This window comes from Christiangramia sp. 3-2217-3z (assembly GCF_051195275.1).
Lineage (GTDB): Bacteria > Bacteroidota > Bacteroidia > Flavobacteriales > Flavobacteriaceae > Christiangramia > Christiangramia marina.
Window position 1 is genome coordinate 272,469 of record NZ_JBNJLI010000005.1, and the last position, 13,617, is coordinate 286,085.

Here is a 13,617-nt window from a genome sequence, read left to right on the forward strand (position 1 = left end):
ATTAGCTGGCCTTTGACTTTTTCTTTTCAAGGCTGGCCTTCAGTTTAGCCATAAGATCATCTGCCTGAGTTGGTTCTGAATCGTATTCCTCGACTTTAGGCTTTTTACCAGTCGCTTTGGATTCTATGATCTTCATTAACTGGTCATTATAAATATCCTTGTATTTTTTAAAATCAAAGTCAGAAGTATACTGCTCGATCAGTGAAACCGCCATATCTACCTCCTTGGCTTTTACTTTGGTTTTGGTGAGCTTTAGCTCTCCGGGATTTCTAATCTCATCCTCAAACCTAATTACGTGTAATACCAGTGCATCCCTGTAAATACCCACAAGCGATAAATGCTCCTTTTGTCGCATCACGAATGTAGCCACACCTAGTTTTCCAGTCTTTTTTAATGCCTGTAGTAGTAAATTATAGGATTTACCACCTTCCTTTTGCGGTTCCAGGAAATAAGGCTTTTTGAACAACACATCGGCTACCTCATCTTCATCGATAAATTCTTCAATATCGATGGTTTTCGTCTTTTTCATGTTCGCCTGGTCGAAATCCTCTTTTTCCAGTATTACATAGCCATCATCCTTTTTATAACCTTTGACAATATCCTTCCATTCCACTTCTTTACCAGTATCCTCATTTACACGTTTATAGCGAATACGGGCGTGATCATTTTTATCAAGCATATCCAGGTCTATACGCCTGTCTTCTGAACCCGAATAAAGTTTCACGGGAATTGAAACCAGACCAAAACTTATTGAACCATTCCAGATTGAGCGCATATTAGTGGTTTCTTAGTGCTTTGATCAATTCATTTTTAGACATATCACTTCGCCCATCGATGCCTACTTTTTTCGCCTGCTCGTAAAGTTCCTCTTTAGTTCTCTCTTCGTATTTTTCGGCTTTACCTCCTTTCTCTCCTGAATTGGACGTATTGGCGATCCTTGCCGCTTTTTCCTTACTCATCCCCTCCTTACGCAATTTCTCGTATTGCTCGTCATTCTTAATACTGGGTACATGATCTTTTGACATCTTCTGAATCTTTTAATTTGAACTTAAATTTAATCAACCTTCAGGCAGTGTTGAAATTTTGAGGGATTGATTAACCATAGTTTAACTGAAATATCAGTTTATACAATCAATTTTCAGAAGAAACAGGAGAATGGAACTTATAGTCGGAAATAGAAAAACCTCCACGATTGCGGAGGTTTATTTAATTATTTTTTACTGAAGAGTTTACTATAGCGCATCGATCTTTTTCTGCACTTCCCGGCTTGACCCTTCAAATTCGTAGGTGTCACTGGTCTCATTTCCATTTAAGGAACTTGTAACTACTACCCTCGCAGTAACCAGATCGTCAAGATCATTTTTCTCTAAACTTATTTCTTTTGAAATCACAGAACCTTCCGAAGAGATAATCTCCACAGTTTCCTCCTGATTTGGAATGTCAGCATCTGTATGCCCTCCTAAAATTGGCGCGATCACCAGACCGATAAGACAGGTTAATTTAATTAATATATTCATGGAAGGACCTGAAGTATCCTTAAAAGGATCGCCCACCGTATCACCAGTTACTGCTGCTTTATGTGCATCAGAGCCTTTATAGGTCATTTCACCATTGATCATGACTCCAGCTTCGAAAGACTTCTTCGCGTTATCCCACGCACCTCCTGCGTTATTCTGGAAGATTGCCCAAAGCACACCACTCACAGTAACCCCAGCCATATAGCCACCAAGCATTTCAGCAATTGCAAGATTGTCCATCCCAAAGATCATTGGTAGAAATGCGATGACTAATGGAAAACCTATGGTTAACAAACCTGGCAGCATCATTTCTTTTAAGGAAGCTTCCGTAGAGATCGCCACGCATTTATCATATTCAGGCTTTGCCGTTCCTTCCATAATACCCGGAATATCTTTGAATTGTCTTCGTACTTCCTGCACCATTTCCATGGCGGCTTTACCCACTGCATTCATTGCCAAAGCAGAAAATACCACAGGAATCATCCCACCAATAAAAAGCATCGCCAGTACAGGAGCTTTAAAAATATTGATTCCTTCTATCCCTGTAAATGTTACATAAGCGGCGAAGAGTGCTAAAGAAGTTAAAGCAGCAGATGCAATTGCAAAACCTTTTCCTGTAGCTGCGGTCGTATTCCCTACAGAATCAAGAATATCTGTTCTTTCTCTTACTATCGGCTCCTGTTCACTCATTTCGGCAATACCACCCGCATTATCTGCAATAGGCCCAAAGGCATCGATCGCCAGCTGCATAGCTGTAGTTGCCATCATTGCTGAAGCTGCCAATGCAACCCCATAAAATCCTGCGAACGCATAAGACGCCCAGATCGCTCCGGCGAATAATAAAATTGATGGAAAAGTGGAGATCATACCGGTCGCCAAACCTGCAATGATATTTGTTCCAGCTCCTGTACTTGATTGCTGAACGATCTTGAGAATTGGCTTTTTCCCCAGTCCTGTATAATATTCGGTTACTGAAGAAATGGCTCCACCTACAACCAGACCAACCAGCGTTGCATAAAATACACGCATGGAACTTATGTTTATCATTTCAAATCCTTCCTCTCCGCCTATAAAGAATCCCATGGTCATGGTATTCGCTGGGAGCATCCAGTTTACCAGAAAATAACAGGAAACCGCGACCAGTAAGATCGAAACCCAGTTCCCGATATTTAAAGCTTTCTGAACTTCAGATTCCTTAGCTGAATTTGACGAAATTCTTACCAATAATGTCCCGATTATGGAAATGATAATTCCAACTCCGGCGATGGCCATTGGTAATAAAATTGGTCCAATACCACCAAAACCTTCGCTGGTAATATCACCTCCCATGTCTTCGATTATATAATTTCCCAGCACCATTGCTGCCAGCACTGTGGCCACGTAACTTCCAAAAAGATCGGCTCCCATCCCGGCAACGTCTCCTACATTATCTCCAACATTATCTGCAATGGTCGCGGGATTTCTAGGATCATCTTCAGGAATACCTGCTTCAACCTTACCAACAAGATCAGCTCCAACATCTGCGGCTTTGGTATATATTCCTCCTCCTACTCGGGCGAAAAGCGCTATAGATTCGGCACCCAGAGAAAAGCCAGCAAGAGTTTCCAGAACTACGGTCATTTGCTGAGTATTGGTCCACTCTCCTCCCATGAAATGATGAAAGAAGAGTATAAAGAAGCCGGTAAGACCGAGAACTGCAAGACCAGCAACTCCAAGTCCCATCACTGTTCCACCTCCAAAAGAGATATTCAATGCTTCCGGTAGGCTGGTTCTTGCCGCCTGAGTCGTTCTTACATTCGTTTGGGTAGCGATCTTCATCCCGATATTTCCGGCAAATGCTGAGAAAATCGCACCGAAAATAAAGGCAACTATAATAAGGTAATGAGTGGTTGGAACAAAATATGCGATTGCGGCTAACGCAATGCTGGCTCCAATCACAAAGAGAGTCAATAATTTATATTCAGCTTTTAAGAAGGCAAGGGCTCCTTCATAGATGTGTGCTGAAATTTCTTTCATTTTTCCGTCTCCGGAGTCCTGTTTCATCACCCAGGATCTTTTAATCCACATAAAAATGAGTCCGATGATTGCCAGCACCGCTGGCAGGTAGATCATTATTGATTCCATATTAGCTAGTTAATTGTTAATTAAATATTAATGCTAGCTAATGTAGTAAAATTGGCAACAATTAAAAAAGCAACAACTTTTTAAGGTTATTGCTTTCATATTCTTAATAATTCGAGTGATATTTTACGATTATATTCCAAATCGGGATTTATCACCGTCATAGTTCTCATAACGTTCGATACACTGTTTAATGATCTCACGAGCTTCGTCTGCATCTCCAAAATCTCCTGTATCAACCTTTTTCTTCTCAAGATCTTTATAAACCTTAAAGAAGTGTTCGATCTCTTTAAGCATATGCCCGTTTAATTCTTTAAGATCGTTCAATCTATTCCAGATAGGATCTGATACCGGTACACAGATGATTTTCTCATCAGGTCCCTTTTCATCTGCCATATGGAACACACCAATAGGCTTCACTTCCATCACGATTCCTGGAAAGGTAGGTTCAGAAACCAAAACCAATACATCAAGAGGGTCTTCATCCAATGCAAGGGTATTAGGAATAAAACCATAATCTGCAGGATACATCATAGAAGAGAAGATCATCCTGTCGTAACGTACTTTTTTAAGCTTGAAATCGTATTCGTATTTGTTTCGGCTTCCCTTTGGGATCTCGATCAATACATCAAAAGTATTCGACATTTTTATATTTTTATCTGTGTTAAAATTCAGGGCAGCAAATATAGTTATTTCTGATATTTAAACTATTATCTAAAAGTGAAATCCGAAATCTATTGTAAACGCAAGACTTCTTGCGTCAGGATTATCGAAGTAATTTCCGCGGAAATGAACGTCAAATCGCATTACTTTTAAAATATTTCCAATACCCAGACTATACTCGTAAAAAGGATCATTATCTGGAGCTACCAGCGGTAAACCGGAAGCATCTAAATCTTTACTGGCTTGTGAAATATCTCCGTAGATCGCTCTAAATCCTACTAATTCCCGCAGGTTTAACTCTCTTAGTAACGGAATTCTGGAAAATAACCTACCATTGAAGTTGTGATCTATATGAATAGCTGAATAACTATCTGTCACGAATTCGTAGAAATCCAGTGTTGGAAATGAATTGTACATACTAAAATATGTCTGGTTTCCAGGAACTACACTCAGCAACCCTAAAGGCACAGCATCAAATGTCTTCCCGGCTTCCAGGCTGATTTTAGACCTACCAAAACCTCCAATTAACAATGGCTGATTGTAAAAGAACTGAAGTTTCTTATAATCAAAATCACTATTGAAAACCTCCTTAACTCCCAGACTGTAGTTTAGGAACAAGGTTGGGAAATCTTCTTCGTTCACCACATTACGCTCCACTCCAAAGCCAGAAGTTTTTCTACCCGGTGTCCAGGTAATGATTGTTGAAAGTTCGGTTTGGTTGATCTCACTGTCGGTGATTGTACGCGTGTCATCCACATAATAATCAAGACTAAAACCTTCAGATGCCGGTTGCAATATTCTGTAGTTAGCTCCAAATCTTAGGGTAAGATTCTTTACCGGTTCCAGTTCTACGGAAAAAACACTCAAATTGATCGAACTCAGTTTATCTGTATCTCCAACATTCAGAAGTGATGAAGAAGCAAGACTCCTTCCCAGAACATCTGTGGAATTTGTAAGACTGGTTCCCAACTGTTCTACATCCCTTCGGTTTCCACCACTTAAGATAAGTCGCATTTTATAATCCAGCAGCACTTTGGCTGACACCCCATACTTGAACTTATGGTCTTTGAACCCATAAGCTCCATAAGCTTCAATTCTCCATGGATCATTCTGTCCAAAATATGTTCTTCCTCCAAAACGGGTTCGTACTCCTTCCACATCATTAAATCCGAAAGTAGAATAAACAGGACCATAATCCCATCCATCAAACTCTACGTAACCAGACTGCACAATCGTAGCGATATCATACAACCTGTTAAAAGCCTTTGTCTTCGTAAGACTATCGAGCATTACATAGATTCCCTCTTCATCTTCGTTTAGTTGTTCCAGCCTGTTTTCACTCCAAAACTCATCACTTCTATTATAAGCCTGAGATTGTGGATTGTAGACTGGTTGATTATAAAAACTTGATCCCCGCTCTTTATTAAACTCATACTCATCGTAAAGCATGGTTCGTTTTGCATAAACTCCCTGGGAAGTTTTCTTTTTGTTGATTCCGAAGTCGGCCATAAAGAAATCCTTCTCTATCAAAAAAACAGAGTCATTTAAAACTTCAAAATCCTGTTCGATATAAACCTGTTTGATCCAGTTGATGTTTACATCCTTGGTAGTTTCGAGATTGATGTTCTTAACTGCCCAAGTCGTATCATTTACCCAGAAGTCTCCCTTAAAAGTTAGTTCATTCTCTCGGCGTGGATAATAGACGATATTATAGCACCACTTATTGTCGATGTAAGCACTATCAGACAACACATAATTGTAGGTATCGATCCCTGTAGTCGAAATTGGGCTTACGAATGATTTATCGAAGAACTTGATGTAGTTTTTATAAATATCGTAATCGTCATAAATATCCTTCACAAAATCGATCAGGTTCCTGTTCTGGTTAAATCCGGAATTCTTATTCCCAAGTAAAACTTTTTTCTCCTCATTGATCTTGTTATCTCCGTAAACCTGGGTAACCGACTCGTTAATGAACATAGGCAGATAAGTCTTCCCGGTCACTGCATTAGTATCTGTATAATCGAAAATAAACTCCATGCCATTAAAGATCCTGCTTTCCACCACCGCACTATCTATGGTATTCAGGTCAAATTCCAGTTTTTCGTATTCCTTATAACTATACTGGTCGAAAGCATTAACACCGTTGCTTCGGCGGTTTGCCCATACTTTCTTTAGAATATCAATTGCCGGGTTGTTCTTCTTCGAGGTTTTCCCGCGATAGATAACCACTTCATCTAGGCTGGATGCTTCCTGCTCCAGCTTCACATCCATATTTAGATTGACCCTGGATTTTAAAGCGATCTTTTTGGTTTTGTAGCCAATAAAAGAAAACACAAGGGTATCATAATTATCATCTGACTGAAGGTAAAACTCACCAACTTCATTGGTAGTCGTTCCCGAAGTAGAATTAGCGAAAACTACGTTCGCAAAAGGTACAGTAGCGCCGGTGTCATCGGTCACAATTCCTCCTGCTTTTGTTTGAGCGATTAAACTGAAAACTGGAAGGAGAAAAAGTATTAAGAGGTAGGTGTATTTGTTCATTATAGGATAAAAAAAAACTTCATCGTTTAGATGAAGTTTCAAAGATAGGTTGAAAAGGTCTACTTGTACATGACCTTTTTCACAGCTTTAACAACATCCTCACTATTTGGTAACCATTCTTTCAAAAGAACAGGTGAATAAGGTGCAGGAGTATCTGCTGTATTAATTTTTATGATTGGAGCATCCAGGTAATCGAATGCTTTAGACTGTACCTGATAAGAAATTTCTGTAGAAATATTTCCAAAAGGCCATGATTCTTCAAGGATCACTAGTCGGTTCGTTTTCTTAACAGATTCAAGAATCACATCAATATCTAAAGGACGAATCGTTCTAAGATCAATGATCTCACATGAAATATCGTCTTCAGCTAAAGTTTCAGCTGCTTTATAAGCTTCTTTAATAATTTTTCCGAAGGAAACAATAGTTACATCAGAACCTTCACGCTTGATATCGGCTTTTCCAATTTCAATAACGTACTCATCTTCAGGAACTTCTCCTTTATCCCCATACATTTGCTCACTCTCCATAAAGATTACCGGATCATCATCACGAATCGCAGCTTTCAATAATCCTTTGGCGTCGTACGGGTTAGATGGAACTATTACTTTTAGTCCTGGCGTGTTCGCAAACCAGCTTTCGAAAGCCTGTGAGTGAGTTGCTCCCAATTGACCTGCAGATCCTGTTGGCCCACGAAATACAATTGGAATATTAAATTGCCCACCACTCATCTGGCGCATTTTTGCAGCGTTATTGATAATTTGATCAATCCCTACAAGTGAGAAGTTAAAGGTCATGAATTCAATAATAGGACGGTTACCATTCATGGCAGACCCAACTCCTATTCCAGAAAATCCAAGTTCAGCGATTGGAGTATCTATAACTCTATCCGGACCAAATTCGTCAAGCATACCTTTGGAAGCTTTATAAGCACCATTGTATTCAGCAACTTCTTCACCCATTAAATAGATACTGTCGTCGCGACGCATTTCTTCGCTCATCGCCTCAGCAATAGCTTCTCTAAATTGAATTGTCCTCATTATGTAAAATCTTAATTTTAATTCCTGCAGAGCAAAAATAGTAATTCATTAAGGTAAATACCATAATTGTAAGCAAAAATTTAGGGGTCGCAGAGTTCTTCGGAAATGCTAAAATCACGAATAATGAGAATCTCATTATTTTACTTAGTTTTATACATATTGCGCATTAAAACATCTACAAAACCAAAAATCAACTAAAAATTGGCTGTTTCTTTTGGTTAAATTTATTATGCATGCATAGCTTTTTCTGATATAAAATACTTACCTTCGTCTGCGAAAACGTTTTATTAAAAAAAAGAACCTTATATATGAAAATCTTAGTTTGTATTAGTCATGTACCTGACACTACATCCAAAATCAATTTCACGGAAGTAGACACGAAGTTTGATACGAATGGTGTTCAATTTGTAATTAATCCGAATGACGAATTTGGTCTTACCAGAGCGATGTGGTTCAAAGAAAAACAAGGTGCCAGTGTTGATGTTGTAAATGTTGGTGGAGCTGAAACCGAGCCTACACTTAGAAAAGCACTTGCAATTGGAGCAGATACAGCAATTCGAGTAAATACTCCTGCAACTGATGGTTATCAGGTTGCAAAGGAACTTGCGAAAGTTGTAAAAGACGGAGGTTACGATCTTGTTATTGCAGGTAGAGAGTCTATTGATTATAACGGTGGAATGGTTCCGGGAATGTTAGCCGGAATTCTGGATGCTAATTTCATTAATAACTGTATTAGCCTTGAGATCGATGGAGAAAAAGCGAAAGCTCTTCGTGAGATCGATGGCGGTAAAGAAACTTTAACTGCTTCTCTTCCACTTGTAATTGGAGGCCAGAAAGGATTAGTTGAAGAATCTGATCTTCGTATCCCTAATATGAGAGGTATTATGCAAGCGCGTAAAAAACCTCTAAATGTTGTGGAGCCTGCGGAAACTTCAGTAAAAACCGAAGTAGTAAAATTTGAGAAGCCTGCACCTAAAGGAGATGTAAAATTAATTGATCCTGACAATCTGGATGAATTGATCAACTTGCTTCACAACGAGGCAAAGGCGATCTAATCAAGATTCAGAATAAAATAGATTCAAGAATTAAAAAATTTAGAAAATGTCAGTTTTAGTATATATAGAATCAGAAGAAGGAAAATTTAAGAAAGCCTCATTCGAGGTTGCGTCTTATGCAAAGGAAGTTGCAGGTATGCTGGATACCGGTGTTACTGCGATTACTTTTAATATAGATGACGTATCAGAACTGGGAACCTATGGGGTTGACAAAGTTTTGAAAGTAAACAATGATAAGTTGAAGAATTTTAATGCTGAAGCATATTCTGACGCCATCAAACAAGCAGCAACTCAGGAAAGCAGCAAGGTTGTAGTTCTTAGCCAGAGTGCGAACAGTAAATATTTAGCACCACTACTTGCAGTGCATTTAGAAGCAGGTTATGCATCTAACGTTGTGGCATTGCCAGAGAGTGCAGACCCTTTTACAGTTAAAAGAACTGCTTTCACGAACAAGGCATTTAATTTTACCAAAATCGATACTGATGTAAAAGTGCTTGGAATATCCAAGAACGCATTCGGTCTTAAAGAATCTCAGGGAGCTGCGACTGTTGAAGATTTTAGCCCGAATCTTACAGATGAAGATTTCACCGTAAATGTAGAATCTGTAGATAAGGCTACTAATAAAGTAACGATCGCCGATGCTGAAACTGTTGTTTCAGGAGGTAGAGGACTTAAAGGTCCTGAAAACTGGGGAATGATCGAAGAAATGGCAGAAATTCTTGGAGCTGCAACTGCATGTTCCAAACCAGTTAGTGATATGGGCTGGAGACCTCACAGTGAACACGTGGGTCAAACAGGTAAGCCTGTAGCATCCAATTTATACATTGCCATTGGTGTATCTGGTGCAATTCAGCATCTTGCCGGTATTAATGCTGCCAAAACCAAAGTTGTAATTAACAATGATCCTGAAGCGCCTTTCTTCAAAGCTGCAGATTACGGGGTGGTTGGAGACGCTTTTGAGATCGTACCGAAGCTAAATGAAAAATTGAGGGAATTTAAAGAGAAAAACGCATAATTTTTCTAAATTGCGACCCATAAAAGGGCTGTCTAGATCTGGTAATTTTGTCCTTATTTAGACAGCCTTTTTAATTTTTAAGAAGCATGAGTTTAGTTCGTCTGAACATAAAAGGAATATCTTACAGTCAAACACAAAATGGAGCTTACGCCCTGATTCTTAATGAGGAAGATGGTGAACGTAAGTTACCAATTGTTATTGGAGCATTTGAAGCTCAATCCATTGCAATAGCACTGGAAAAAGAGATCAAACCTCCCAGACCACTTACCCACGACCTTTTCAAAAACTTTTCAGATCGATTCTCGATCACGGTAAAACAGGTTATTATTCACAAACTGGTAGACGGCGTATTTTACTCCAGTCTTATTTGTGAACGTGAAGGTGTCGAAGAAGTTGTAGATGCCCGAACCAGCGATGCAATCGCGCTTGCATTAAGGTTTAATGCCCCAATTTTCACCTACAAGAACATTCTTGATAAAGCTGGAATTTTCCTGAAAGCAGACGAGAGTCAGCGTGCTAAGGAAATGAAAGATGAAGAGGAAATTATTGAAGAGGAACTTCTACGCGAGGACATTGAAGTAAAAATGGATAGCGATTCAGGTTTCAGTAAAATGTCGCTGGAAGAACTTAATGAGCTACTTGCCCAGGCTGTGAATCAGGAAGATTACGAAAAAGCCGCTCGTCTAAGGGACGAGATCTCCAAAAGAAAATAATCTACAATGAATAAACTCTGGTGTTGCCTGTTTCTGGTCTTAATTTCTATTGCATCAGCTTCTTCTCAAACTATTTCCAAATCCTGGACTCTGGAAAATTCAGCTGAATTTCAAGAGAATTCAGTTTTTCAGGATGTTGAAGAGGTTCATTTTAATGAAGGTAGCTTCCTTTTTCTGGCAAATTCTGAACAAGATACTATTGCTTCAGGAGACTATCTTTATCAGAAGAAATTACTGGTCCTGTTTTATAACTCACCAAAAGATACTATCCAAAATCTTAGGGTAACAGGGATTAGTGATCAAAACCTAAGCATTAAAGGCAGAGATAACACCTTCGAACTTTCAGCAAAACCAAAACTTGCTGAAGATGTAATCCCGGTGAAAGCTGCGAAGCAAATGATACCTAGCCAGGGAATGTCCACCTCAAGTTTAATTAGAGGTGTACTTGGTATGCTCGTTCTACTACTCATCGCATTCCTGTTTAGTAATAACCGAAAAGCAATTAGCTGGAAAACGGTTGGTATAGGATTAGGAGCACAACTCATACTGGCTATTGGTGTTTTGAAGATCACCGTAGTTCAGAAGGTATTCGAATTCGTAGGAAAAGTATTTGTGCTGATCCTTGATTTCACCGCGGCAGGAAGTGAATTCCTGTTAGGCGGAATGATGGATGTGGACAGTTTTGGATTTATATTTCTGTTCCAGGTACTACCTACCATTATCTTTTTCTCAGCATTAACCTCTGTATTATTCTACCTTGGAGTGATTCAGATCGTTGTCAAGGGAATGGCCTGGGTGCTTACCAAATTAATGGGGATCTCTGGACCGGAAAGTCTGAGTGTCGCCGGGAATATTTTTCTTGGTCAGACCGAAGCTCCTCTAATGATCAAAGCCTATTTGGAACGTATGACCAGGTCTGAGATTCTATTGGTTATGATTGGTGGGATGGCTACTGTAGCCGGAGGTGTACTCGCAGCATATATTGGATTTCTTGGAGGTGATGATCCCGAATTAAGACTTCAATTTGCTAAACACCTGCTTGCTGCTTCCGTAATGGCTGCGCCCGGAGCTATCGTAATTTCGAAAATTCTATATCCTCAACAGGAAGCAGTTAATACAGATGTAGAGGTTTCTTCAGACAAAATTGGAAGTAACATTCTGGATGCCATCGCAAATGGTACTACGGAAGGTCTGAAGCTTGCGGCGAATGTTGCAGCGATGCTGCTTGTATTCATCGCATTTATTGCCATGATCAATTATATCCTGGGTTATCTAGGTGCGCTTACGACTTTAAACAGCATAATGGCAGAATATACACCATATTCTAAATTCTCATTGGAATCGATCTTAGGAATCATCTTTTCTCCTTTAATGTGGATTATAGGTGTAGCAAAAGAAGATATGATGCTAATGGGACAGCTGCTTGGAATCAAACTGGCAGCAAGTGAATTTGTTGGATATGTTCAACTGGCAGACCTTAAAAACCCTGCAAATGCATTAAGTCTCAATTACGAAAAGTCAGTCATCATGGCTACCTATATGCTCTGCGGATTCGCTAATTTTGCTTCCATAGGGATCCAAATTGGTGGAATTGGATCATTAGCTCCAGGACAACGTAAAGTTCTTTCGGAATTTGGGATGAAAGCATTAATTGGTGGAACTCTTGCTTCACTTTTGTCTGCTACAATCGCCGGAATGATTATCGGTTAAACCTGCGGAAATCTCAGTTTTTAGAAAACTTTCTAATTTCATTTTTTTTCAGAAAGCTTATATATTCTAAATTACACTTTGCTAAACAATTAGCTAAGTGATTTATTTGAATGAACGCCAACCAAATGATGGATAATAGAGATAAGAAACCTGATAATCGCGGACGAGAAGCTAGGAAACCACATCAAATACCTTTCGATGGCTGGAAAGATATTGGAAAACGGGTTTTTGCCCAGATGAAACTTGATCATGTACAAATCGTTGCCGCTGGTGTGGCATTCTATTTTTTTCTGGCGCTGTTCCCAACAATTGTTGCAGCAATCTCAATTTACAGTTTGGTACTGGAACCTTCCCAGATTCAGGAGCAATTTGGAAAATTGAGTATGATGCTTCCACAACAGGCCTTCGGAATGATTTCCGATATCCTAAAACCTGTATTGGAACAATCTAAATCAGAAATCGGCTGGGGACTGGTAATAAGTATTCTTATCAGTTTATGGAGTGCCAACAAAGGAACAAGTGCACTTTTTGAAGGAATTAATATAGCTTATGATGAGACAGACGACCGCGGAATTATTAAAAAAAATCTTCTTACATTATTGTTTACGCTGGCAGCGGTCATTATTGGACTTATTAGCCTCTTAATCGTAATATTTTTTCCTTTACTAATTGGTAAAGTTGGGTTGCCAATACAAATTGAAAATATTTTAGACTGGTCCAGATGGATAATTCTTGCCATAATACTTGTATTCAGTCTCAGTATGATCTATAAAATTGCTCCAAACCGGAATAATCCTCAATTTGGATGGGTAAGCTGGGGGGCGATATTCGGTACGGTTCTATGGATCATAGGCTCAATCTTGTTTTCATGGTATGTTCAGAATTTTGGAAGTTATGACGACCTATATGGTAGTTTTGCAGCTGTAGTTATACTAATGCTTTGGTTATTCCTTACTGCTTTTATAGTACTTATAGGTGCTGAAATAAATTCTGAAATGGAACATCAAACACGGTATGATACAACCATAGGTAAAGATATGCCACTAGGGAAAAGAAATGCATATCATGCAGATCATGTTGCAGGTGAAGATGAAGAAAACCTAAGAAACAACTAGTAGCGTTTTTAGTATATAGACCTCATAATGGTATAAAAAAAATCGTCCAGAGACACTATCCCGTAAAGTGTGTAAGTTCTAAATAAAGGGGTTTAACTTTTATCTAAAGTTGAACCCTTTCTTCGTA

The 13,617-nt window shown here is 39.1% G+C and carries 11 protein-coding genes; 5 read left to right on the forward strand and 6 right to left on the reverse strand.

Annotation, left to right across the window (positions count from 1 at the left end; genetic code table 11):
- Position 1: 1 nt before the first annotated feature.
- The 6 genes from ACSHZO_RS11165 to ACSHZO_RS11190 all read right to left on the reverse strand — a co-directional run bounded on the left by ACSHZO_RS11165 (position 2) and on the right by ACSHZO_RS11190 (position 7,882).
- On the reverse strand, positions 2-775 hold the full coding sequence (locus ACSHZO_RS11165; protein WP_298248268.1) for a Ku protein: 774 nt from the start codon (positions 773-775) through the stop codon (positions 2-4).
- Between the two features lies 1 nt (position 776).
- Positions 777-1,025 (reverse strand): DUF7218 family protein, encoded by a 249-nt coding sequence (locus ACSHZO_RS11170; protein ID WP_298248269.1) that lies wholly within the window; start codon positions 1,023-1,025, stop codon positions 777-779.
- Positions 1,026-1,232: 207 nt separating this feature from the next.
- Complete coding sequence (locus ACSHZO_RS11175) at positions 1,233-3,641, reverse strand: sodium-translocating pyrophosphatase (RefSeq protein ID WP_298248270.1); 2,409 nt, start codon at positions 3,639-3,641, stop codon at positions 1,233-1,235.
- Positions 3,642-3,770: 129 nt separating this feature from the next.
- A complete protein-coding gene (locus ACSHZO_RS11180) occupies positions 3,771-4,283 on the reverse strand; it encodes an inorganic diphosphatase (RefSeq protein WP_141878615.1) in 513 nt (170 codons plus the stop codon).
- A gap of 69 nt (positions 4,284-4,352) precedes the next feature.
- A complete protein-coding gene (locus tag ACSHZO_RS11185; protein ID WP_298248271.1) occupies positions 4,353-6,845 on the reverse strand; it encodes a DUF5686 and carboxypeptidase-like regulatory domain-containing protein in 2,493 nt (830 codons plus the stop codon).
- A gap of 59 nt (positions 6,846-6,904) precedes the next feature.
- Entirely contained in the window at positions 6,905-7,882 is a 978-nt protein-coding gene (locus ACSHZO_RS11190) for a pyruvate dehydrogenase complex E1 component subunit beta (protein ID WP_295181562.1), read from the reverse strand.
- Positions 7,883-8,190: 308 nt separating this feature from the next.
- Between ACSHZO_RS11190 and ACSHZO_RS11195 the strand changes: the two genes are divergently transcribed.
- The 5 genes from ACSHZO_RS11195 to ACSHZO_RS11215 all read left to right on the forward strand — a co-directional run bounded on the left by ACSHZO_RS11195 (position 8,191) and on the right by ACSHZO_RS11215 (position 13,490).
- A complete protein-coding gene (locus ACSHZO_RS11195; RefSeq protein ID WP_298248272.1) occupies positions 8,191-8,937 on the forward strand; it encodes an electron transfer flavoprotein subunit beta/FixA family protein in 747 nt (248 codons plus the stop codon).
- Positions 8,938-8,983: 46 nt separating this feature from the next.
- A complete protein-coding gene (locus ACSHZO_RS11200) occupies positions 8,984-9,952 on the forward strand; it encodes an electron transfer flavoprotein subunit alpha/FixB family protein (RefSeq protein WP_298248273.1) in 969 nt (322 codons plus the stop codon).
- A gap of 86 nt (positions 9,953-10,038) precedes the next feature.
- Positions 10,039-10,665 carry a bifunctional nuclease family protein gene (locus ACSHZO_RS11205; protein ID WP_295181568.1) on the forward strand — a complete coding sequence of 209 codons (627 nt, stop codon included), beginning with the start codon at positions 10,039-10,041 and terminating at the stop codon, positions 10,663-10,665.
- Positions 10,666-10,671: 6 nt separating this feature from the next.
- Positions 10,672-12,375: a NupC/NupG family nucleoside CNT transporter gene (locus ACSHZO_RS11210; protein WP_298248274.1), complete on the forward strand. Its 1,704-nt coding sequence runs from the start codon at positions 10,672-10,674 to the stop codon at positions 12,373-12,375.
- Between the two features lie 110 nt (positions 12,376-12,485).
- Positions 12,486-13,490 carry a YihY/virulence factor BrkB family protein gene (locus ACSHZO_RS11215; RefSeq protein WP_298248275.1) on the forward strand — a complete coding sequence of 335 codons (1,005 nt, stop codon included), beginning with the start codon at positions 12,486-12,488 and terminating at the stop codon, positions 13,488-13,490.
- Positions 13,491-13,617: the final 127 nt, after the last annotated feature.